Origin of the sequence: Streptomyces sp. NPDC053560, assembly GCF_044544605.1 — a bacterium.
Taxonomy (GTDB): Bacteria; Actinomycetota; Actinomycetes; order Streptomycetales; family Streptomycetaceae; genus Streptomyces.
Genome location: NZ_JBITXI010000001.1, coordinates 159,090 through 182,242, shown reverse-complemented (window position 1 = coordinate 182,242; position 23,153 = coordinate 159,090). Strand labels below are relative to the sequence as shown.

The 23,153-nt window shown below is 73.6% G+C and carries 17 protein-coding genes; 12 read left to right on the top strand and 5 right to left on the bottom strand.

Features of this window, described 5'->3' with window-relative positions:
- Nucleotides 1-18: 18 nt before the first annotated feature.
- From ACIGQF_RS00850 to ACIGQF_RS00840, 3 genes are read right to left on the bottom strand one after another with little or no spacing between them, the layout of a single operon-like run.
- On the bottom strand, nt 19-1,623 hold the full coding sequence (locus ACIGQF_RS00850; RefSeq protein WP_399703645.1) for a long-chain-fatty-acid--CoA ligase: 1,605 nt from the start codon (nt 1,621-1,623) through the stop codon (nt 19-21).
- A gap of 13 nt (nt 1,624-1,636) precedes the next feature.
- Nucleotides 1,637-7,957, bottom strand: a complete 6,321-nt coding sequence (locus tag ACIGQF_RS00845) for an SDR family NAD(P)-dependent oxidoreductase (protein ID WP_399703643.1) — start codon at nt 7,955-7,957, stop codon at nt 1,637-1,639.
- A gap of 15 nt (nt 7,958-7,972) precedes the next feature.
- Nucleotides 7,973-8,281, bottom strand: coding sequence for an acyl carrier protein (locus tag ACIGQF_RS00840; protein ID WP_399703641.1), 309 nt, complete (start codon nt 8,279-8,281; stop codon nt 7,973-7,975).
- Nucleotides 8,282-8,414: 133 nt separating this feature from the next.
- On the opposite strand from ACIGQF_RS00840, the gene ACIGQF_RS00835 reads away from it, so the two are divergent.
- From ACIGQF_RS00835 to ACIGQF_RS00810, 6 genes are read left to right on the top strand one after another with little or no spacing between them, the layout of a single operon-like run.
- Nucleotides 8,415-9,866: a CoA transferase gene (locus ACIGQF_RS00835; protein WP_399703638.1), complete on the top strand. Its 1,452-nt coding sequence runs from the start codon at nt 8,415-8,417 to the stop codon at nt 9,864-9,866.
- Nucleotides 9,867-9,889: 23 nt separating this feature from the next.
- On the top strand, nt 9,890-11,554 hold the full coding sequence (locus ACIGQF_RS00830) for an aldehyde dehydrogenase family protein (RefSeq protein WP_399703636.1): 1,665 nt from the start codon (nt 9,890-9,892) through the stop codon (nt 11,552-11,554).
- 5 nt (nt 11,555-11,559) lie between these two features.
- Nucleotides 11,560-12,708: an acyl-CoA dehydrogenase gene (locus ACIGQF_RS00825; protein WP_399703634.1), complete on the top strand. Its 1,149-nt coding sequence runs from the start codon at nt 11,560-11,562 to the stop codon at nt 12,706-12,708.
- 16 nt (nt 12,709-12,724) lie between these two features.
- Entirely contained in the window at nt 12,725-13,234 is a 510-nt protein-coding gene (locus ACIGQF_RS00820; protein ID WP_399703632.1) for a PaaI family thioesterase, read from the top strand.
- Nucleotides 13,231-14,013, top strand: a complete 783-nt coding sequence (locus tag ACIGQF_RS00815) for a thioesterase II family protein (RefSeq protein ID WP_399703631.1) — start codon at nt 13,231-13,233, stop codon at nt 14,011-14,013. The genes ACIGQF_RS00820 and ACIGQF_RS00815 overlap by 4 nt, the downstream gene beginning before the upstream one ends.
- A 22-nt stretch (nt 14,014-14,035) precedes the next feature.
- Nucleotides 14,036-14,845, top strand: coding sequence for a BTAD domain-containing putative transcriptional regulator (locus ACIGQF_RS00810; protein ID WP_399703628.1), 810 nt, complete (start codon nt 14,036-14,038; stop codon nt 14,843-14,845).
- Between the two features lie 73 nt (nt 14,846-14,918).
- Here the strand turns inward: ACIGQF_RS00810 and ACIGQF_RS00805 are convergent, their stop codons facing one another.
- Together ACIGQF_RS00805 and ACIGQF_RS00800 are read right to left on the bottom strand one after the other, a co-directional pair.
- Complete coding sequence (locus ACIGQF_RS00805) at nt 14,919-15,980, bottom strand: fatty acid desaturase family protein (protein WP_399703627.1); 1,062 nt, start codon at nt 15,978-15,980, stop codon at nt 14,919-14,921.
- Nucleotides 15,981-16,018: 38 nt separating this feature from the next.
- Nucleotides 16,019-17,017, bottom strand: coding sequence for a bifunctional lysylphosphatidylglycerol flippase/synthetase MprF (locus ACIGQF_RS00800; protein ID WP_399703625.1), 999 nt, complete (start codon nt 17,015-17,017; stop codon nt 16,019-16,021).
- A 193-nt stretch (nt 17,018-17,210) separates the two neighbouring features.
- Here ACIGQF_RS00800 and ACIGQF_RS00795 point away from each other — a divergent pair, with 193 nt between their 5' ends.
- Genes ACIGQF_RS00795 through ACIGQF_RS00770 form a run of 6 tightly spaced genes read left to right on the top strand, consistent with a single transcriptional unit; the run spans nt 17,211 to nt 23,146 of the window.
- Nucleotides 17,211-18,209, top strand: coding sequence for a diacylglycerol/lipid kinase family protein (locus tag ACIGQF_RS00795; protein ID WP_399703624.1), 999 nt, complete (start codon nt 17,211-17,213; stop codon nt 18,207-18,209).
- Between the two features lie 6 nt (nt 18,210-18,215).
- Nucleotides 18,216-19,850, top strand: a complete 1,635-nt coding sequence (locus ACIGQF_RS00790) for an MmgE/PrpD family protein (protein WP_399703621.1) — start codon at nt 18,216-18,218, stop codon at nt 19,848-19,850.
- Entirely contained in the window at nt 19,847-21,127 is a 1,281-nt protein-coding gene (locus tag ACIGQF_RS00785; protein ID WP_399703618.1) for an aspartate aminotransferase family protein, read from the top strand. The genes ACIGQF_RS00790 and ACIGQF_RS00785 overlap by 4 nt, the downstream gene beginning before the upstream one ends.
- Before the next feature lie 5 nt (nt 21,128-21,132).
- The gene (locus ACIGQF_RS00780) at nt 21,133-21,633 is read left to right on the top strand and encodes a type II toxin-antitoxin system RatA family toxin (protein ID WP_399703615.1); all 501 of its coding nucleotides are present in this window, start codon (nt 21,133-21,135) and stop codon (nt 21,631-21,633) included.
- A 3-nt stretch (nt 21,634-21,636) separates the two neighbouring features.
- Nucleotides 21,637-22,173 carry a hypothetical protein gene (locus tag ACIGQF_RS00775; protein ID WP_399703613.1) on the top strand — a complete coding sequence of 179 codons (537 nt, stop codon included), beginning with the start codon at nt 21,637-21,639 and terminating at the stop codon, nt 22,171-22,173.
- Nucleotides 22,166-23,146: a VlmB-like protein gene (locus ACIGQF_RS00770; RefSeq protein ID WP_399703610.1), complete on the top strand. Its 981-nt coding sequence runs from the start codon at nt 22,166-22,168 to the stop codon at nt 23,144-23,146. Before ACIGQF_RS00775 ends, ACIGQF_RS00770 begins: the two co-directional genes overlap by 8 nt.
- Nucleotides 23,147-23,153 lie beyond the last annotated feature (7 nt).

Genomic DNA, 23,153 nt, shown 5'->3' with positions numbered 1-23,153 from the left:
TCCCAGGCTGACGTACCGTCAATTGACCTTGCGCGTCCGGCCCTGCCACAGCGGGTCCCGGAGGGCGCGGCGCAGCACCTTGCCGTTGGGATTGCGCGGCAGCTCGGCCAGGAACTCGTAGACCGCGGGAACCTTGAAGTCGGCGAGCCGGCCCCGCAGGAAGCACATCAGCTCGCGCGGGGTGGCCCGGCGGGCCGGTCGCAGCACGACGTACGCGTGCAGGGTCTCTCCCCAGCGTTCGTCCGGTCCGCCCACGACGGCCGCCTCGGCCACCGCGGGATGCGCGGCCAGCGCGTGCTCGATCTCCGTCGGATAGACGTTCTCGCCGCCGATGATGACCGTGTCGTCGATCCGGTCGCTGAGGAAGAGATACCCGTCGGCGTCGAGCCTGCCCGCGTCCCCCATGCGGACCCAGCCGTCCCGTACCGTCTCGCGGGTGGCCGCGGGGTGCCGGTGGTAGCCCACCATGCGCGCGGGGCTGCGGACCCAGACCTCGCCGACGGCACCGGGCGGCAGCTCCTCGCCGTCCTCCCCGGTGATCCGCAGGTCGATGCCGGGATAGGCCCGCCCGGCCGCCGCCAGCCGGGGACTGCCGGGCACGTGGTCACCGGGCGCCAGGCAGGCGGCGAAGTTCCCCGTCTCGGTGCTGCCGTAGATCTGCGCGAACTCGCAGCCCATGGTCTCCAGGCAGCGCCGCAGGAGCGGTTCGGAGATCGGCGCGCCGCCGTAGATCACCTTGCGTACGGAGCGGAAAGCGGCGGGCCCGGCGCCCGGCTCGGCCAGCAGCATCTGGAGCATGGCGGGGGTCAGCAGGCCCTGAGTGAGGCCGAGTTCGCCGATCTGCCGGAGCACGTCACCGGGGACGAACGCCGGCATGCTGACCATCGTGGCCCCCGCGACGAAGCCCTGCATCGCGTAGGAGAGACCGCCGATGTGGAAGCCCGGCATGCCGATCAGACACCGGTCATCGGGCCGCCAGTCCACCCAGTCGCAGCCGTGCCGCGTCAGCGCTTCGTCGACGCCGAAGAAGCTGCGGTGGGCCAGTACCACGCCCTTGGGCAGCCCCGTGGTGCCGCTGGTGTAGATCTGCGCCACGGCATCGTCGGGAGTGGCAGCGGGGCCGGGGGAGCGACCGCCGGACGGGCGGCCGGCCTTCCATGCCAGCAAGCCCGAGCCGCGCTCCTCATCGGAGTCCAGCGGGACCACCGCACGCAGCTCCGGCAGGACCGCGCTCAGCTCCCCGGCGACGGCCAGCCGCTCGCGCTCGGCGAAGAGCAGCTCGGTGCCGGAGTCGCGCAGGATGTGCGCGATCTCCTCACGGGTCAGCCGCCAGTTGACCGGGACCAGTACGGCGCCGCTCTTGGCGCAGGCCAGCGCGATCTCGTAGAAGTGCTCGGACTCTTTGCCGAGGTAGGCCACCCGGGAGCCCGGACCGAGGCCGGCCGAGCGCAGCGCATGTGCGGTGCGGTCGCTCTCCCGGTGGAGCTGTCCGTACGTGAGCGTCCGGCCCTCGCACAGCACCGCCGGGTGGTCGGGGCGGTCGGCGGCCTGCCGGGCCGCGACCGCGTCCAGCGTCCGCGGCCGGACCGCCTGCCGGGCACGTACGAGCGTGTCGTCCTGCATCCTCATCGCTCCTTCAGGACAGCTGCCGGTCGAGGAAATCGGTGAGCCGGTCCACGGAGGGGTGGTCGAACGTGACCGAGGCGGGCAACGGCACGCGCAACGCGGTCTCCAGGGCGTTCTTCAGCTCCACCGCGGCGAGCGAGTCCAGCCCCAGCTCCAGGAAGACCGCGTCGGACGCCACGTCGTCCGTGCCGTCGAAGTGCAGCATGTCGGCGATCCGGGACCGCAGGTACGTGTTGAGTGCCGCCCTGCGCTCCTCGGCGGGCAGCGTCAGCAGGTGCTCGGCGTCGAGCGCAGGGCGGGCCCCGCCGCCCGTCTCCCGTACGAGGTGCCGGTACAGGCTGTGGGGCTGGCTCTGGCCCGCCGCGTACCGGTCCCAGTCGCAGGCGGCGGCGACGACCTGGGGGGCCGTCCCGCCGGCCAGGGTGACCAGCGCGTGCATGCCGTCCGCCGGGTTCAGGAACGCGACGCCCTGGTCCTGGATGCGGCGGGCGAGCGGCGCGGCCAGCCGGGCCGACATGCCGACCTCGGACCACGGGCCCCAGTTGACGGACAGCCCGGGCAGGCCCCGGCCCGCCCGCCAGCGCAGCAGGCCGTCCAGATAGGCGTTGCCCGCCGCGTAGTTGGCCTGCGCGGGACCGCCGAGCACGGCGGCGACGGAGGAGTAGCCGACGAGGAAGTCCAGCTCGGGGAAGGACGCCGCTGCTTCGTGCAGCAGCCAGGTGCCGTAGACCTTGGGCCTCAGGACAGTTTCCATGTCCTCCCAGGTCAGCTTCGATACGGGCAGGTCGTTCAGGACGCCCGCCGCGTGCACGATGCCGGCCACCGGATACGGCGACTGCTTCAGTTCGGCGGTGATGCGTTCGACCTCGGCGGGCTCGGCGATGTCGGCGCGCAGGACGGTGACGTCGACGTCCTTGCCGAGCCCGGCCGCGAGCGCCGCCGCCTCCGCAGCGGGCAGCCCGGTGCGGCCGACGAGCGCCAGGTGGCGCGCGCCGAGGTCGGCGAGCTTCCGGGCGGTCACCAGCCCGAGCCCGCCCAGCCCGCCGGTGACGAGGTACGTACGGTCGGGCGCCACGGTCAGCGGCCGCGCGGGACGGACCCGGTCCTCGGCGAACCGCAGCACCAGCTTTCCGGTACTGGCGCCCTGGCTGAGCACCGAGAAGGCCTCCTCCACCTCGTCGAGGGAGTAGGCGGTGGCGGGCACGGGCTGGAGCCGCCCGTCGGCGATCTGCTCGACGACGGTCCGCAGTATCTGGCAGGTGTGCTCCCGCGCCTCGGCCTCGGGCCGTTCACCGAGGTCGAAGTGGTGGTACGCCACGTCGGGGCGCACCTCGGCCACCTGCTCGTGGCTCCAGGAGCCCACCTTGCCCAGTTCCACGAACCGCCCGCCCTCGGCCAGGCAGCGCAGGCCCGCCGGGATGAACTCCTTGTTCAGGCTGTTCAGCACGAGGTCCACGCCCTCGCCGCCGGTGGCGGCCAGCACCTCGTCGGCGAAGTCCAGGGTCCGGGAGTTCATGATGTGGCGGATGCCGCGATCGCGCAGCAGCTGCCACTTGCCGGGACTGGCCGTGGCGAACACCTCGGCCCCGGCCTGCTGGGCGAGCTGCACGGCGGCCTGCCCGACACCGCCCGCCGCGGCGTGGACGAGCACCCGGTCGCCCGGCTTCAGCCCGGCGAGGTGATGCAGCGCGTAGTGCGCGGTGACGAAGACGGTCGGCACTCCGGCCGCCTCGGCCATGGTGATCCGGGCCGGCTTGCGCACCGCCAGCTCCGAGGACACGGTCAGCGTGCTGCTCATGCAGCCCAGCGCGTTGACGATCACCTCGTCGCCGGGCTCGAAGGCGGCGTCCGGCCCGGCCGCCACCACCGTCCCCGCGCATTCGAAGCCGAGCGGCTGCGGCCGGTGGGCGACGCCCGCCTCCTCGGCGTGCTGCCGGAGCAGACCCAGCGCGTTGAGCACGTCCTTGAAGTTCAGCCCCGCGGCGTGCACCGCCATTTGGACCTGGTCGCCCACGGGCGGCACCACCTCGGCAGGCTCCGGCCGCACCCCGGCGAGGGAACCGTACTCCTGGATCGCGAGCCGGACGGGGGAGTCCTGCCGCCCCGCGGCATCGAGCGGGTACAGCCGGCGCACGTGCCGGGCTCCGGCCCGGTACGCCACCTGGAACTCCCCGGCGTCGCGTGCCGCCCACTCGGCCAGCAGCGGCCCGGCGAGGTCCGCACCACTCCCTCCGCTCCTGGGAGGCAGATCGACCAGGGTGACCCGGTAGCCCGGATACTCGTGCCACAGCGTCTGGCCGAACCCCCACAGGGTGGCGGCCGCCGACGGTCCCGCACTCTGCGGCACGTCGTCCGGCAGCAGCTGGGCGCCCTCGGTGACCAGCCACAGACGCCCGCCGTGGCCGAAGCCCGCGCGCTCCAGTTCGCCGAGAACCGCGAGCAGGTCACGGTAGTTGCGCCGGCACTCGGCACGGAGCGCGGCCGCCCCGTCGCCGTCGCCCGGCCGCCAGAACCAGCACACGTCCGTGGGCCACCTGTCGGTCAGGTACTCGGCCAGCACGTCGGCCCCGGCGGCGTACGCCAGTTCCGTACCGGTCTCCGCGGTCCGTGCCTCCGGTGCGGCGAACTCGTCCGCCGTCCGGTTCAGGACCAGCACCCGGCGCGGCTCCCCGGCCCCCGCCGCCCGGCCGGGCCCGGTCAGGAAACGCTTGACCCAGCGCGGTTCGTGGAAGGCGTGCGCGGGGCGCCCGCCGCCGGCCGTGGAGTTGGCCACCCGCTTCAGGCCGAGCCCGGTCAGCTCGAAGACCGGGCGGTCGCCCTCCAGTACCACGAGGTCGGCGGACACGTCCACGTCCCCCGCGGCCTCCGGCGGCACGGGGGCGAGCCTGGCCACCGTACGCAGCTCCGCGGCGCGCGGCTTCTTGAACAGCCGCAGCCGCCCGAACCGCACCGGCAGATACGTCTCATCGGCGTCGTCGAGGACCGCCAGACCGTGCAGCGAACTGTCCAGCAGCGCCGGCGACAGCTGCTCGGCGGCACCGGTCCGTACGCCCCGCAGCGTGCTCACCGCGAGCTGCCCGCCGTGCCGTGCGGCCCGCAGCAGCCGGCGGAACTCCGGTCCGTAGTCGACCCCCGCCGCGGACATCCCGGCGTACAGTTCCGCCTCGCCGACCGTGGCCGCCGGCTCACCCGCGCCGGCCGCCGACGCGCACAGCTCCGTCCCGGCCGGGCTCAGCTCGGTACCGGGCGCGTCGGGCGGGCCGAGGACCGCCGTCGCGTGACACCGCTCGAAGTCGCCGTCCCGGCCCGCCACCCGCGTCACGATCTCGGCTGTCGCCGTGCCGTCCGCCCGGGACCGCAGCCGGGTACGCAGCTCGGCTGTCCGGTCGGCGGCCAGGAAGACGGGTTCCAGGATCGCCACGTCCGTCACCGGCCGGGAGGTCTCGCCGTACACCGCGTCCTGGAGCGCGAGCAGCACCTCCAGATAGGCCGCGCCGGGCAGCACGACCTGCCCCATGATGACGTGGTCCGCGAGGTACGCCGGATGCGCGGCGTCGATCCTCGCCGCGAACTCCCGCACGTCGCCCGCCCGTTGCTCGTCGGTGGTGACCTCCTCGCCCAGCAGCGGGTGGTGCTGCGCTCCGGTCGCGGCCGGTGTCCGGCCCCGGTCGCGGCCCCGGGGCGCGGGCAGCCAGTACGGCTTCCGCTCGAAGGGGTACGTGGGCAGGGTGACGGGCCGGTCGGCCGCATCACCGTGCACGCCCGCCCAGGACACCGGGAAGCCCGCGGCGTACAGCCGGGCGAGGGCCGTCAGCACCGCGCCGCCGTCCGCCTCCCTCCGCTTCGGGCCGCCCAGCCACAGGTGGTCACCGGCCGGCACGCACTGCCGGGCGAGGGAGGTGAGCGTCGAGCCGGGGCCGATCTCCACGCACGCGTGGCCGCCGCGCCCGGCCACCGTCGCCATGCCGCCGGCGAAGTCCACCGGCGCGCCGATGTGCCGGGCCCAGTACTCCGGTGTGGTCAGCTCGCCGGGCCTGGCGACGCGCCCGGTGACGTTCGAGACCAGCGTCAGCCGCGGCTCGTGGAAGGCGATGTCCTTCAGCTCGTGCCGGAAGGCGTCCGTCACCTCGGCCATCAGCGGCGAGTGGAACGCGTGCGAGACCGGCAGCTCCCGTACGTCGTGCCCGGCGTCGCGCAGCCGCGCGCACACCTCGTCCAGCGCCGCGCGGGCGCCGGAGAGCACGCACTGCCGGGGCGCGTTGCGGCAGGCGACGGCGAGGTCGGGCCGGCCGTCGAGCAGCGGCGCGAGCTCCTCGGGCGCGGCCGCCACCTGGGCCATGCCGCCGGGCGCGGTGACGGACTGCATCAGCCTGGCCCGCGCCGCGACCAGCGCCACCGCATCTTCCAGGGAGAACACCCCGGCGACGGCCGCCGCCGCGATCTCCCCGATGCTGTGGCCGATCAGGACGTTCGGGCGCACGCCCCAGGACAGCCACAGCCGCGCCAGTGCGTACTCCAGCGCGAACAGGGCGGGCTGGGTGTGCACGGTGCGGTGGACCGCGTCCCCGTCGGCGGCGTCGCCGGTCACCAGGTCCCGCACCGACCGGCCGAGATGCGGCGCGAAGAGCCGGTCGCAGGCGTCCAGGTGTTCCCGGAAGACCGGGTGCTGCGCGTACAGGGCCCGGCCCATGCCCGGGTACTGGCTGCCCTGCCCGGTGAAGAGGAACGCCACCTTGCGTACGACGGGAGCGCTGCTGCCGGCGCCGCCGTCCGACTCGCCGTCGCGCGCGGCCCAGCCGTCGAGCAGCTTCGCCAGCCCGGCGCGGTCACTGACGACCCCGGCGCGGCGCACGGGGAGGTGCGCCCGCCCGAGCGCGGCGGTGCGGCACAGCGCGGCGACGGACACGTCGGGACGCGCTGCGAGGTACTGCCGGTACCGCTCGGCCTGGCGGCGCAGCGCCGGGGCACTCTTGGCCGACAGGGTGAGGACGTGCGGCACGCCGTCCGCCGGCGGTGTCTCCGTACGGGGCGGGGGCGGCTCCTCCACGACCACGCAGCCGAGGGTGCCGGCGATGCCGAAGCCGTTGACCAGGGCGCGCCGCGGGCCGTCGGCGGGCCACGGCGTGAGCCCGGTCGGCACGGTCACCGGGCAGCTGTCCCAGGGGATGCGCGGCGACGGGGTGGTGAGGTGCAGGTGCGGGTAGAAGACGCCCTCCCGCATCTGGAGCAGCACCTTGACGATGCCGCAGACGCCCGCCGCCGACTCCAGGTGCCCCACGTTGGTCTTCACCGAGCCGACCACCACCGGCCCGGCCGGGCTGTGGGAAGCGGCGAAGGTGTCGCTGATCGAGCCGAGTTCGATGGGGTCACCCAGAGGGGTGCCCGTGCCGTGGGCCTCGACGTACTGGATGTCCTCCGGCGCCAGCCCGGCGTCGGCGATCGCGGCCCGCATGACAGCCTGCTGTGCGATGCCGTTGGGTGCGGTCAGGCCCGCGCTCTCGCCGTCCGCGCGCACGGCGGAGCCGCGCAGCAGGCCCAGGACGCGGTCCTGGTCGCGCAGCGCGTCGGACAGCCGCTTGAGCACCAGTACACCGCAGCCCTCGCCGCGGCTGTAGCCGTCGGCGCTCTCGTCGAAGGTCTTGCAGCGGCCGTCCGAGCCGAGCATCCCGGCCCGGTGCAGGGTGTTCTGGATCAGGGGGTGGTGGACGGCGTTCACGCCGCCGCACAGGACGAGGTCGCACTCCCCGCGGCGCAGTCCCTGGGCCGCCAGGTGTGCGGTGGTGAGCGACGAGGAGCAGGCGGTGTCCACGCTCATGCAGGGGCCGCGCAGCCCCAGGAAGTACGACAGCCGGCCCGACACGGCGCTGTGCGCGTTGCCGGGCACGAGGGCGCCGGACAGCTCGCGGTCCGGGACGGCGACGCTCTCCGCGAGGTAGTCCATCGACATCACGCCCATGTAGACCCCGGTGTCGGTGTCCCGCAGGCTCGTGGGATCGATGTTGGCGTCCTCCAGCGCCTGCCAGGCCGTCTCCAGCACCAGCCGCTGCTGCGGGTCGATGTACGGGGCTTCCTTCGGCGATATCTTGAAGAATTTCGCGTCGAACCGGTCGAGCCCGTCGAGGAAATTCCCCTCCGGAATTCCCGCCGACTCGCCGACCCAGCGGTCCTCGGGGGCCGGGCCCTCGGCCGACCGCCCGGCGCGCAGGAACTCCGCGAATTCCTCGGGCGTTTCGCTCCCGCCGGGAAATCGCAGGCCCACCCCGACGACGGCGATCGGCTCTGTCGAGTCCCGCCGGTCCTTTTCCCCGGCGGACCCGGGTGTTTCTGGCATGGCTGGTTCCTTCCCTCAGCGGACCGGTTCGTCGAAGAGGCCGGGCAGGACGTCGGTGGCCAGATGCTCCGCGAGCCTCGCCAGGTTGGGGCTGTTGAACAGCACGTTGGAGCTGATCTCGCAGCGCAGCAGGGTCTCCATCCGCTGCTTCAGCTCCATGACGCGCAGCGACGTGAGACCGAGGTCGAAGAAATTCTCCTCACGCGGGAATTCCTCCTCCTCGGCCATCAGGAGGCAGGCCTTGAACTCCCTGGACAGGATTGCTTCCAGCGCCTCCCGGCGCTCGGAGCGGGGGAGCCGGTGAAGGTCGTCGGAGTCCGCCATGGTCGGCAGTCAAGCAAAGCGGGCTGACACCCCGCTGACACCCCGCTGACCATGTGTTCCAGCGGTCCGCAGGCAATGGCAGACTCGGCTGGCCCGCACCCGAGAACACGCCTTCCGGCGAAGAATCGAGGAAATGATGGGGGACCGGTTCGACTTCACCAGGGAACTGGACAGCACACTGAAAATGATCGGCCTGGGCCGGGAATCCGCGGTGAGCGGCCTGACCGTGACCGGCGATGGTCCGTACGTCAGGAGCCCGCTCCGCATGTCCGCCGCGATCGGGGTGCCCCTGCTCGCCTCGGCCGTCGGCGCCGCGCAGATCTGGCAGCTGCGCACCGGCCGCGCCCAGCACCTGTCGCTGCACCTGGGCCGGGGACTGCACCGCATGTCCCCGTTCCTGGGCGGCGGCACGACGCTCAACGGCTATTTCTCCAGCATGGGTTCGCTGGCCGGCCTCACCGGCCTGGCCCCCGCGGCCTGGGACTTCTACCGCACCGCCGACGACCGCTGGGTCATCCCCATCGCCTGCTACCCGCGCACCCGCGACGCCCTGCTCGACCTCCTGGACTGCGCGCACACCAGGGAGCGCATCGCCGCCGCGGTACGCCGCTGGGAAGCGGACGCGCTGGAGGAGGCAGCGGCCGAACGGGCCGTGCCCTTCGCCATCGCCCGTAGCAGGGCGGAATTCCTCGCCCACCCGCAGGGCCGCGCCGTGCTCGCCGAATCGCCGGTCGCGGTGGAGCGGATCGCCGACGGGCCCACTGTGCCGCTGCCGACCGGGCCGCGGCCGCTGTCCTCGCTGCGCTGCCTGCAGTACACCCACATCCTGGCGGGCACCGCGACCGGGCGGACGCTGGCCGAGTACGGCGCCGACGTACTGCACGTGTGCGAACCGGACTCCTTCGAGCACGACGCCGTCTGGCACGAGTCGGCGGCCGGCATGCGCTCAGCCCGCCTGGACCTCCATGCCGGCACCGAGGGCCGCGCCGCCTTCGACGGGCTGCTGCGCGAAGCGGACGTCTTCGTGCACAACCACCGCCCGGCGAAGGCCGAACGGCTCGGCCTCACCGCCGAGGAGTGCGCGGCGGCCCGCCCCGGCATCGTCCACTGCTCGCTCAGCGCCTACGGCCACACCGGACCGTGGCGGGCACGCGGCGGATTCGACCAGCAGGCCCAGGCGTTCACCGGTATCAGCCTGCGCGAAGGAGACGGCACCCCGAAGCTGCCGCCCGGCCGCATCCTCTGCGACTACGTCGCTTCCTACCTGGCGGCCACGGGCATCATGGCCGCCGCCGTCCGCCGCGCCACCGAAGGCGGCAGCTACGCCGTGCGCGTCTCGCTCGCCGGCGTCGCCAACTGGTGCTGGGAGCTGGGCAGCTGGGACCCGGAGCTGACCGCGGCCCTCGCCGAGGACGCCGTCCCGCCGGCCCCGGAGTGGGACACGCGCACCACCCCGCTGGGCGAGATCCGGTACACCCTCCCGCCCGTCCGCCTGAGCGAGACGCCCGCAGGTTACGACGACCCCGTACTCGTGCCGCGCGGATCCTCGGCGCCGCGCTGGCGCCCCCTACCGGTCGGCCCGTGACCCTCACCCCCGTTGGAGGCACCGTGGGGCACTCTCCCCGCAGCACCACCGCACCGGCCGGCGCGGCAGCCGCAACGCGGCCCCGCGAACGGCCGCTGCTCAGCTACTCCTCGTACATCGGAGGACGGGACGTCGAAGGCGAAGGCTGGGTCTACACCGTCAGCGCCGGCTCGCTCCTGGAGGACGTCTTCACCAGCGTCAGCCTGAAGCGCGCGCTGGAACGCTCACCGGACCCCCGCTCCGAGGCCGCCCAGCACCCGTACGTGGTGGGCCGGGTCGCCGTCGCGGGCGACGCGGGCATCGACGCCGCACTCAAGGCCGCGTCCGCCGCGGCACCCGCATGGGCCGCCGTACCACTGGACCGGCGCATGGCCCTCGGGCCGCTCTTCCGCGAGCGGCTGGTGCGGCACAGTGCGGAACTCCTCGACCTGATGGTCGCCGAGGGCACCCCGCTGCGGCTCGCCCGCTGGCAGCTCGGCGGCCTGCTGGAGCTGTACGGCGAGGAGAGCTGCGCCTGGTACCGGCAGTGCATGCACACCGAGTTCCGGCACGCCGGCCGCCGCCTCCTCGTCCACCGGCAGCCCGACGGAGTCGTCTGTCTGAACCCGCCGCAGAACGCGCCCGCGCCGAGCGCCGCGCTCGCCGTCCTGATGCTCATGGCGGGCAACGCCGTCGTGGTCCGCGCGCCGCGCAGCATCGCGCTCAGCACCATGTACCTGCTGCGCGAACTCGCCGCGCCCGCCCTCATGGACGCCGGCGCGCCGCCCGGCGCCCTGGGAGCCGTCTGCGGCAACCCCGGCCGCACCCTCACCCGGTGGCTGGAGAGCCCGCTGGTGGACGACGTCTTCTACATCGGCGGCAGCGAGGAGGGGCTCCGCTTCCAGCTGCGCTGCACCGCCGCCGGCAAGAAGCCGATCCTCGAACTCGCGGGCAACGACGGCATCGTGGTCTGGAAGGACGCCGACCTGCCGCTCGCCGCCGAGGCCGTCACCGAGGCGTTCTACGGCTCGGGCCAGATCTGCATGGTCCCCAACTACGTCCTCGCCCACCCCGACATCGCCGACGCGCTCCTCACGGAGGTGACGGCCAAGGCCCGCGACATCAGGCCGGGACACCCCGGGGACGAGGACGTCCTGCTCTCTCCCGTACGGCGCAGTGAGCGGTTCTTCGCCCTGCTCGACGAGGCCCTCAAGTCCGGGGCCGAGCTGGTCTGCGGCGGGCACCGTATGGAGGCCGACGCCACACGGTCGGAGACCGGGGTGTTCCTGGAGCCGACCGTCGTCCGCGTCGACGGCCTCGCCGGTGCCCGGAAGCTGGAGATGGTGCGCCGCGAGACGTTCTTCCCGCTGCTGCCGGTGGTCGTCGCCGAACCGGCCGCCGACGAGGCACTGCTCGACCGGTTCCTCGACTTCCTGAATGCCAACGCCTACGGCCTGCGCAACTCCCTGTGGACCCGCAGCACCTCCGTCGTGGACGCCTTCGTGCGGCGGGTGGGCAACGGCGGGCTGCTCAAGGTCAACGACTCGCACATCGGCTTCCTGCCCTGCTTGCCCAGCCACGGCGGTACCGGCCTGACCGGCGGCGTGCACGGCGAGGCCAACTACCCCATGCTGACCACCTCGCACCTGCAGGGCGTCGGCATCAGCTCCGGCGTCAGTCCGCGCCGGACGGTCTTCGGCGAAAGGTGACCTTCATGCGTTCCCTGGAATCCGCCCGCACCACCTGCGAGCAGTACCACCCGGGCCTCGGCAAGGCCCTGGAGGAGACCGACCTCATGGACCGGGAACAGGTCGGCAGCCCGGTCGTCCCGCTCTTCCGCGAGCACGGCGGCCCCGCGCTGCTGGTGCCCGCCGCCTTCGGCGGCCGCGGCGCCGACCCGGTGGACGCCGTACGCGTCCAGCGCGCCGTCGGCTCGTACTCGCCCTCCCTCGCCGCCGCCGCGACCATGCACCACTTCACGGCCGCGATGCTGTACTCGCTGGCCGGCCGCGCGGACGGGCTCACCGCCGCCCAGCGCGACCTGCTGGCCGGCGTCGTGCCCGGCCGGAAGCTGATGGCGTCCGGCTGGGCCGAGGGGCGCACGCAGCAGAACATCCTCGCTCCCGCGGTCTCCGCATGCCCCGTCGACGGCGGCTACCTCCTCAACGGCGCCAAGAAGCCGTGCAGCCTGTCCCGTTCGATGGACCTGCTCACCGCGAGCGTCACCGTGCCCGGCGCCGACGGACGGCCCGAACTGGCCGTCGCGCTGGTCACCGCCGGCACCCCCGGCATCACCGTGCACCCCTTCTGGGGCAGCGGCGTGCTCGCCGCCGCCGAGAGCGACGAGGTCCGGCTCGCGGACGTGTTCGTGCCCGAGGAACTGGTGCTGCGCACCACGGCCGACGGCGAGGGCCGCGACCGGCTCTCCGAGATGCAGAGCGCCGGGTTCGTCTGGTTCGAGCTGCTGATCTCCGCCGGATACTCGGGCGCCGCGGCCGCACTCGCCCAGCGCGTACTGGAGCACGCCCGGGGCAGCGTCACCGACCGGGCCGCGCTCGCGGTCCGCGTCGAATCGGCGTACCTGCTCCTGGAAGGCACGGCCCGCGGGGTCCGCGACGGCGCCCTGGCGGGGGAGGAAGCGGTCGCCGCCGTGCTCGTCGCCCGGTTCGCCGTCCAGGAAGCCCTGTCCGGCGCTGCCGACCTGGCCCTCGAACTCCTCGGGGGCATGGACTTCATCCGCTCCCCGGAAGGCGCGCTGCTCGCCGCCGCAGTCCGCCCGCTGGCCTTCCACCCGCCGTCCCGCACCAGCACCGCCGAACCGCTGCTCGGCTACTTCGGCGGCGCCCCGCTCGCACTGGCCTGATGGGACGATGCCGGACATGCCGGAGACGATGGAGAGCGCGATGCTCGCGCTGTGGCACGAACTGACCGGGGCGCAGATGCTGCAGGCCCTGGCCGACGGAAGGGTGCCGCACGGCGCCCACCACACCCTGCTCGGCCTGCGGGTGACCGGAGCGCGGCAGGGCGCGATCGAGGAGACCTGGCGGCCCCCGCGGGAGCTCGCCAACTTCGCCGGGAGCGGTGTGCACGCGGGGTACCTCGCCATGGTGCTGGACGACGCCTGCTGCGCCGCCGCGATGAGCCACGGCGAGCGTGCGAACCCGATGGTCACCCTCAGCCTGGACATCGACTTCCTGCGGGCGGTGCGGCCCGGCGACACCTGCACGGTGTACGCCGAACTCGTGCACCCGGGCCGGCGCCGCATGGTCGCCAACGCCCGCGTCCTGGACGCGGCGGGCCGTACGGCCGCCCAGGCCCGCGCGAGCGTCGTCCCGGACACGGCCTTCGCCGACCGGATGCGGGACGCGGCGGAAGGAGGCGCGGGATGACACGGCCGGGCCGCTGGTTCCATACGGCGGAACCCCGCGCGGACGCGGCACGCCAGCTGTTCTTCTTCCCGCACGCCGGGGGCAGTGCCGCGTTCTACCGCCACTGGGCGGCGCTGCTCCCCGGCGTCGAGGTGCGGGTAGTCCAGCTGCCGGGACGCGGGGAACGCCACGCCGAGCCGCCCTACCGGCGGGCGGAACCGCTGGTCGAGGCGTTGCACGAAGCGATCGAGGCAGAGCTGGACGATCGCCCGTACGCGTTCTTCGGGCACAGCCTGGGGGCGCTGCTCGGATACCGGCTGGCCGTGGCGCTCGCGGTGGCCGGCGGCACGGGGCCGGCGCTGCTCGGCGCGTCCGGCTGGGCGCCCGAGCGGTTCCGGCCGGTCGACGCGCTGCTGCCGCTGCCGGACGGGGAGTTCGCCGCGGCGATCCGGCGCTTCGGCGTGCTGCCGGCGGAGGCCGGCACCGACCCGGAGCTGGTCGCGCTGATCCTGCCCGCGGTCCGCGCCGACCTCGCTCTGGTCGCCGACTACCGTGAGGACGGAGCCCGGGTCGGCTGCCCGGTCGCCGCGTACGGCGGCAGGTCCGACCCGACGCTGGAGCCCGGCGGACTCGCCGAATGGGCCTCCCGTACCCCTTCCTTCCTCGGGGCCAGCGAATTCCCAGGAGGTCATTTCTACCTCACGGAGCACGCCCTCGCCGTCGCGACGGATTTCGCCCGGCACTTCCAGCGACTCTCGCCGGAGAGGAACTTCGATACTGACCGGAAAGCCGGACGATAGCCGGACGGTATAGCTTCCTGGCATGGTCGAGTTCCGGATTCTCGGTGGCTTGGAGATGCTCTCACCGGAAGGCCGTGTCACGGTGTCCGGTGGTTTCCAGCGGATGCTCTTGCAGGCCCTTCTGGTGAGCGAGGGAAGGACGGTGTCCAGTGCGACGTTGATGGCCGAACTGTGGGCGGAGTCGGCGCCGGCAGGTGCGGCCAACGCCCTCCAGGCGCACGCCAGCCGGCTCCGCAAGAAACTGCGGACGATCGAGCCGGGCCGCACCACGCCACGCCTGGTCTGCCTGCCGTACGGCTATCAGCTCCGCATGGACGGCGCCCGGCTGGACGCCACCACCTTCATGGAGAGCACGGCGCGGGCCGAACGGCTGCGCGCCGAGGCGCCCGAGGAGACCGTCACGCTGCTGCGCGGCGCACTGCGCCTTTGGCGTGGCGCCGTCTGTGGCGGCAGCCCCGGCGGGCCGCTCGGCAAGGCTGCCGCCGCGCGGTACGAGGAGTACCGGCTGCGGGCCCTGGAGACGCTGTTCGACAGCGAGCTGCAGTTGGGACGGCACTCGGCGGTCCTTGCCGAACTGCGCGAAGCCCACCTGGCCGATCCGTTGCGCGAACGCTTCTGCGAGCAGCTCATGGTCGCGCTCTACCGCTCGGGCCGGCAGGCGGAGGCGCTGGACACCTGCCGGCAGACCTGGCAGTGCCTGGTCGAGCAGCTCGGCGTGGACCCCTCCCCGTCGCTGCGCCGGATGGAGCACGCCATCCTGGTCCAGGACCCGGGGCTGGACCGAGGCCCGGCCTCGGTGGTGCGCGCGGCCCGGGTGCCCTCGCGCGGCTGAGCCCTTCGACGCCGTACGCGCACGGCCGCCCTCCGTTCTCCGGAGGGCGGCCGTGGACTTGTCAAAGGACCTCTCAGGCGGCCCGGCGGTGCCGCCCCCGCTCGTGGTCCGCCCGCATCGGGGCGCTGACCTCGTGCAGGAAGGCGGCGACCTCCCGGTAGGAGGCAGCGAACCCCAGCTCCCGGTACGGCAGGCAGTGCGCCGCGCAGTACGCGCGCACGATCTTCCGGCACCGGCCGAGGTTCTGCCGCGGCATCGCCGGGAAGAGGTGGTGTTCCACCTGGTAGTTCAGCCCTCCGTAGAGGAAATCCGCCAGCGGGGAGGGGCGGACGTTGCGGGACGTCAGCACCTGCCGCTCCAGCCAGTCCAGGGCCTCCTCCTCGCCCTCACGGACCGCCATGCCCTTGTGGTTCGGCGCGAAGACCAGCCCCAGGTACACACCGGTCAGCGCCTGGTGGACCAGGAGGAACGCCAGGGCCTTGAGCGGCGGCAGCACCAGCAGCAGAGTGCCCAGGAAGACGCCCACCCGGGCCGTCAGCAGGAATCCCTCCAGCACGGGACGGCGCAGCACGCCGCGGGCGACCGCCAGCACCGAGGTCTTCTGGATCTTGTACGCCTCCAGGACGAGCAGGACGAAGAAGAGCACCGCCTGGTGGCGCACGATGAAGCGCTGCCGGGCGTTCCGCTTCGCGTACTGCTTGACGTGGAACACGGCCGTGCGCCGGGCGATGTCGGGATCGCGGTCGATGTGGTTCGGGTGACTGTGGTGACGGTTGTGGTGGCCCACCCACCACCCGTAGCTGACCCCGTTGACGAGATTCAGATGGATCAGCCCCACCGCGGTCGCCGCGCGCTTGTCGCGGAACATCGCCTTGTGCCCCGCGTCATGGCCCATGAAAGCGCACTGCACGGAGAACAGCGCCAGATACGCGGCGACGGCGAGCTGGTACCAGGAGTCGCCGACGAGGACGAACGCCACCAGGCCCGCGCCGAACAGCGCCCCGTTCAGCGTCAGCCTGCCGACGTAGCGCCGGGGCCGCAGCGCGAGCAGCCCCGCGTCCTTGACCTGGTGGAACAGCTCGTTGAAGGACGCGCCGGGCAGCGCGCCGGAACGGTACGGGGATACGTAGGTCATACCGGATGGCCTCCTGGGATGTCGGTGGCGGCGCACGGCTACAGCGCGTTGGCCGCCCGGAAGACGTGGGTCAGTGACCGGAGGGAGGCCCGCCCGCGGAAGGCGATGTACTCGGGGAACACCGTGTCGGGCGCCCACTTCTCCTTGTAGGCGAGCTGGCTGCGCGCGGGGTAGACGGCCTCGCCGCGCTCCCACAGCTTGCCCACCAGCCACCGGAACGCCGGGCTGTGACCGGGCACCTCGTACTCGCGGCCGAGCCCGGTGAACGGGGTGAAGCCGAAGTGCAGCCAGCGCACACCCTCGCCGCGGAACACCTCGATCGCATGGCTGTTGATGGCCTCCGCCACCCCCGGCGGCCCGTCGGGACGACGCCGGCTCAGGTCGTGCAGCCAGCCCGAACGGTTCCCGTAGACGGGCGAGTACGAGATGTATCCGGCAGGCCGGCCGTCGACGGTGCCGACGAACAGCCGGCGGTGCCGGTGCCCTGCGCCGCCGTGCTGCCCCACCAGGAACTCCAGCGGCCTGGCGTGCTTCCCCTTGCCGGCGAGCCAGCACGCGTCCAGCTCCCGCAGCGCGCCGTCCCACTCTCCCGCGGCGGCCTCCCGCACGACCAGGCCACTGCGCCGAGCCCGCGAGATCTTGTTCCGGAGCCGTACGAAGCGGGAGCCGCGCAGGCTGAATCCGGCCAGGTCCACCGCGTAGGACGCGCCGATCTGGTTGACGGTGAAGCCCTCCGCCGCGTACCGCACGGCATCGGCGTGCTGAAGCTGGACGCTCACCAGCCGCAGCCGTTTGCGGCGTGCGTACCCGGTGAACGCGGCGAGCAGCCGGGAGTAGTCCTCCGCAGGCGCGAACGGCCCACCGAACTGGACCAGGCAGCGCCCCGAACGCCGGTAGACGATCACGCCTTCCACGCCGGGGGCGGTGAAATTGCTGTTCCCCTCGTTGAGTGCCAGAAACGCGCTCGGATTCGCGGAGCCGGTATATGTGCTGATGGCGTGGTGAGTCAGGGCACCCGGGACCGATTCAATGGTCATACGTCCATTCCTCCGAGCCTGTGCAAGCGAACGGGCCGAGGTCCGAGTAGAGCAGTGCGGGACGGCCGCGACAAGTAATTCCTGGGCCGTGGAACGGAAATGGAGCCGTGGTCAGCGCACTGTCAGCGGAATATCAGGAATCGGTCAGGAAGAGGTCAGGGAATGGTCAGTACGCTGGGCCAGGCTCCTTTCCGTGAATCCCTTTCTCTTTCCGTCGAGCGCCCTCATCGTGGCCAATCCGGCGGCCGGCGGCCACTCCGCTGAACTCATCGAGGACCTGGCCGCCCGCTGCCGCGAACGCCTCGGCTCGGTGGCGGTGCACCGCACCACAGGACCGGGTGACGCCACGGACGCGGTACGCCGCGCACTGACCGGAGGGCCCCACGGGCACGGACCCCAGCTGGTGGTGGCGGTCGGCGGGGACGGCACCGTGCACGAGACCGCCGAGGGGCTGCTCGGACAGGACGACGGCCCCCGGGCGGCGCTGCTCATGATCCCCGCCGGCAGCGCCAACTCCGGCTACCGCATGTTCTGGAACGACCGGCCCTGGCAGGACGCGGTGGCCATGGTGCTGGACGGGCGTGCTGCCGTACGCCGCGTCGACCTCGCGCGGCTGGCGGAGACCGGTGCGCACGTCCTGCTCGGCTCCTGCACGGGACTGGGCGCCGAGATCCTCGCAGCCCGCGCGGCGGCGAACGGGACGACAGCGAACGGTGCGCCGGACGGCGGCAGCCGGGGCCCCGGCGCGGGCCGGGAACGCTACGCCCGCCTGCTGGCCGACACCGCGGCCGGCTACCGCCCCTACCCCGGCCGGGTCACCGTCGACGGCGAGGTGCTCGCCGAGGGCCCCACCGTCCTCGCCGGGGTCGGCGGCGGGCGCTACCGCGCCGGGCAGTACCTCCTGCTGCCCCGCTCGGAGCCGGACGACGGCCTGCTGGACGTCTGCGTCGTCGGCGGCCGGACCGACCCCGCGCTGCTGCCCCGGCTGGCGCGCGACGGCAGTCACCTGGACCAGCCGGACACCGCCTACGGCCGCGGCCGGCGCGTCGTCCTGGAGCGGCTGGACGGCGAACGGCTCGTCCTGGAACACGACGGTGAGCTGCGGGACGCCATCGCGGCCACCGCCACCTTCGAGGTCGTGCCGGGGGCGCTGCCGGTCTGGGCCGCACACCGCGCCCGGCAGGGAGGGTGAGCCGCGATGTCCCTGTTGGCAGAGATCGGCGGCTGGTCCGCGCGGCTCACACCCGATGACGTACCCGAACGCGTACTGCGCCGCGCCGCCAGCCAGGTACTGTCCCAGCTCGCCGCCGTCCGCGCGGGCGCCGCGCATCCGCTCGGCCGGCGCCTGAAGGCCGCCTTCGGGCCGCCCCTCCAGGGCGATCCGCGGCAGTCCGCGAGTGTGCTCGCCGGCCTCGGCTCCTTCCTGAACCTCGACGACACGGCGTACGCGGGGCACCTGTCCAACTCCACCGTCGCGGTGCCCCTCGCCTACGCCCACGCCCGGCGGCTGGACGGCCGCGCGCTGCTCACCGCCGTCGTCGCCGCCAACGAATGCGCGGCCCGCATCACCGCCGCCGCCACGCTGGGGCCGCTCCGGGGCCAGACCGCGCTGCACGCCCACCTCGCAGGCGCGGTCGCCGGGCGGCTGCACTGCGAGGGCGCCCCGGCCGGCCGCTGGACGGACGCGCTCGGCCTCGCGTACGCGCAGCCGCCCTGGCCCCTGATGCACGCCTTCCTCGCCGGCGACGCCCGGGTGCTCAATGCCTTCGGCCCGGTCCGTACCGGGCTGGACGCCTGCGACGCGGCCGCCGCCGGGCTCGGCGGCCAGCCCGACCTGCTGGAGCACCCGGACGGCTTCCTCCGCCGGTTCGCGACCGTACCGCTGCCCCAGGAGGTCACCGCGGGGCTCGGGGCGCGCTGGCACACCGAGACGTTCTCGTACAAGCTGCACCCCGGTGGGCCCGGCATCGACGCGGCCGTGGACTGCGCGCTGGACCTGCACCACGACCTGGGCGCCCCGGACGCGGCGGAGCTCGCCGCCACCCTCGACGACGTACGCGTGGAGGCGTCCCTGTACACGGTGCTCGCCGGACAGCGGGCCCGCCGCTACCTCGACGGGCTGCGACGGCCGCTCGGCGCCCTGGTCCTGGACATCGCGTACCCGGTGGCCACCGCACTGCTCACCGGACGCCTGACCGTCGCCGACCTGGAGCCGCCGGCCGCAGACGACCCGGTACGCCGGGCGGTGGCCGGAAAAGTACGGCTGTGCCACGACCCCGGCCTGACACGCGCGCTCCTCGCCTCCGAGGCACCCTTCGGCGAGGCGCTGCGCCGGGCGGGCCCGGCGGGCACGGCATGGCTGCGCGAGTTCGGCGGCGAGGACCTGGTCCGCACGGCGGGCGAACCGGCCCCGCCCGCGGCGGATTTCACCGCCGCGACGAAGGCCACGGGCGCGCGGGTGACGGTCCGCCGCACCGACGGCCGCACCGCCGTACGCGAGCTGCTGATCCCCTACGGCGCGGCGGGCCCGCACACCCACGCGCACCACGCCGAGCTGGTGCGGGAGAAGTTCCGGGCGCTCGGCGGGCCCGCGCACGTCGCCGACGCACTGCCCCGCCTGCCGGAGATGAACGCGGCCGAACTGGCCGCGTGGACGGCCGCCGCGCTGGACCCGGCAGGCGGGGATCAGGCGGCCGTCAGCGATCCGTCAGGCGCCCGTGCCACTGTGACGGCGCAGTCCCACCGGTCGCCGGACGGTTTCCTCCCGCGCACCGCCCGGCCCGCCCGGCGCACCGGTCCGGCCGACGACATCCTCAAGGAGCGACTCCCGTGAGCGCTGCGGCGGAACCCGGACCCGGTACGGACGCGGAGACCCTCCGCCTGTACCGGGCCCATCTGAGCAAGGGCCGCGCGACCGTGGCCGAACTGTTCGGCGGCCGGACGGAGATCGCCTCGTCCGGCGCCTGGCTCACCACCGGCGACGGCGGACGCTACCTGAACTGCGGCGGGTACGGCGTGTTCCTGATGGGCGCGAAACATCCCCTCGTCATGGCGGAGGTACGCCGCCAGCTCGACGTGCACCCGGTCGCCACCCGCATCCTCCTGGAACCGGCCGCCGCGCGCGCCGCCGCGGCGCTGACCGAGGTCGCCCCGCCCGGCCTGGACCGCGTGCACTTCTCGCTCTCCGGCACGGAGGCGGTCGAGACCGCGCTGAAGCTGGCCCGCGCGAACGGCAGGCGGCACGTCGTCGCCACGCACATGGGCTACCACGGCAAGACGCTCGGCGCGCTGTCGGTCTCCGGCAAGGACGTCTACCGGCGGCCGTTCCGCCCCCTGCTGGACGGCGTCACCCACGTCCCGTACGGGGACGCCGACCTCCTGGAGAAGGAGCTGGCCGAACGGCCCGGCGAGGTCTGTGTGATCGTCGAGCCGGTGCAGGGCGAGGGCGGCGTGATCCTCCCGCCGGACGGCTACCTCCGAACCGTCGCCGAACTGTGCCGCGCGTACGGCGGGTTCTTCGTCCTGGACGAGGTGCAGACCGGCCTGGGCCGGCTGGGCACGTGGTGGGGCGCGGACGCCGCCGGGGTGGTGCCCGACGTGCTGGTCGCGGGCAAGGCGCTGGGCGGCGGCGTCGTCCCGGTATCGGCGGCGATCGCCACCCCCGAGGCCTTCCGCCCGTTCGACAAGGACCCCTACCTCCACACCGGGACCTTCTCCGGCGCCCCGCTCCTCATGGCCGCCGTACAGGGCGCGGTCCGCGCCGTACGGGAGGACGATCTCGTCCCGCGTGCCGCGGCGCTCGGCGCCCGGCTGCTGCCCCCGCTCACCGAGATCGCCGCGCGCAACCTCCCGGGGCTGGTCACCGAGGTACGCGGCCGCGGGCTGCTCATCGGGGTCGAGCTGGTGGAGGCGGGCCTCGCGGGCGAGCTGCTGATCGAACTCTTCAACCACGGCGTGGTGGCCAACCACTCGATGAACGGCAGCAACGTGGTGCGGTTCACCCCGCCCGCCGTGCTCACCGACGCGGACGTGGACCATCTGCTGGCCGCCTTCGACGCGGCCACCCGCGACCTGGTCGAGCACGCTGCCCGGATGCCGGAAAGGCGGTAGCTGACATGCGGCACGTGACCGTGGACGCGCTCATCCCCGACGTCCCCGCTGCGGACGTCTTCGACGCCGTCCTGCACTTCGAGCGCTACCCCGAACTGACCCCGCACGTACGCTCCGCCGTGGTCCACGAAGGACCGCCGCGGCCCCACGGCAGCTCCAGCTGGGAACTGTACTTCCGCAGCGGGCTGCTGCGCTGGACGGAGCGCGAGGAGTACGACCGGGACGGGCTGCGCATCTCCTTCCGGCAGACCGACGGCGACTTCGACCAGCTGGCCGGGACCTGGCTGCTCCGGCAGACCGGCCCTGACTGCGCCCTCCGCTTCGACGTGGACTTCTGCTTCGGCATCCCCAGCATGGCGGGCATCCTCGACCCGATCGCCGCGCGCGTCATCGAGGAGACCATCGCCTGGGCGGTCACCGGCATGTTCCCCGGCGCCCGGCTCGGCGCCGGGGCCGGTGCGGAGGCGGTGTCCGGCACGGTGCGGGCCACCGGCGCGGGGGAGTGAACGGTGGACCAGGCCAACCCCTTCGAGACGCGCACCACCTTCCTGCTGCACCGGGCCGAGTACCTGGCCGGGCTCGCCGTCACGGCCGTGCTGATCGTGCTGCACTTCGACGAGATCCGCTGGCTCCCCGCGCTCCTCCTCTTCGCGTACATCGACGTCATCGGCTACCTGCCCGGCGCGCTCGCCTACCGCCGCAGCCCCGACCGGCGCATCCCCAAGGTCTACTACGTCCTCTACAACACCATGCACAGCCTGATCACGGCGGGCGCCGTCGCCGCGCTGTGGTGCTGGCTGGTGCGCCCCGAGTGGGCCCTGCTGGCGCTGCCGCTGCACCTGTGCGGCGACCGCGGCCTGTTCGGCAACTTCCTCAAGCCCTTCGCCCTGCCTTTCGAGCCCGTACCCGAGCCGCTGTACCGGCGGCTGGCCGATGCCCTGCGCCCCCGCGCAGCGGGCACCAGGGTCCCGGCCCCCGCGGCCGTCCCGGCGCCGGCCGGCGGGCCGGTCCGCACCCACCACAGGAGGACACGCAGCGATGACTGACGCCGCCACACCCGCAGCGGACTGGGACACCGCGCCCGGACTCCTCGACGGGGCCAAGACCCTCGACCTCACCGCGGCCCAGTGCGACCTCGCGTACTGGCTCCGCCACGTCGCCCAGGGCACCCTGCGCGGCCGCGCGGTCACCGGACACGCCGACGACGCGCCCGTCCCCGCGTACATGAAGGAGCCGGGCCCGCTGCGCGAGGCCCTGACCCTGGAACTCGGCTTCCGATCGGTGGCCGAGGAGATGGCCACCCGGGCACTCGGCCACTACGTCGCGAACGCCCCCGGCATCGCCGAGCTGGAGTTCTACGCCACGCAGCTGCTGGACGAGGCCCGGCACGCCCGGGTGTTCCGCGAGCACCTGGTCGAACTCGGCCATCCCGCACGGACGTTGATGCGGGACATCGACGAGATGGCGGCCGACTACCGCACGCGGGTGCTGCGCCCGATCGAGGACTACTGCCTGGAGGTCGTCCGCGACCGGGCCGACTTCGCGGGCGGCGTGGCCGTCTTCACCCTCATCGTCGAAGGCGTCCTCGCGCCCGCCGCCGAACTCAGCGAGCGCAAGTGGGACCCGCTCGACCCGGCCGCCGGGGAGATCGCCCGCGGCGCCGCCATCGACGAGATCCGCCATCTCACCGTCGGCAGTTCGATCCTCCGCGACCACCTCGCAGCCCACCCCGGGTACCGGCCGCGGCTGCTGGACATCCTCCGCGAGGGCCGGAAGCTGTGGGACGAGCTGCCCGACGCCGAGTACGTCCTCGCCCGCGAGGAGCTGTTCCAGGAGGGCATGCGGCAACACGCCGACGTGGTCGGCGACTACGAGGTCTGGCCCGGCCGCCGCCTGCTCGACACCACCCCGGAGGAGCGGTACGCCATGGCCGGGCGCTGGACGGACGAGATGGCCGAGGTCCGGCTGGTCCACATGGGACTCCCGGAGGCCGTCGCGGTACTGGGCGGAGAGGGCTGAGGGCACG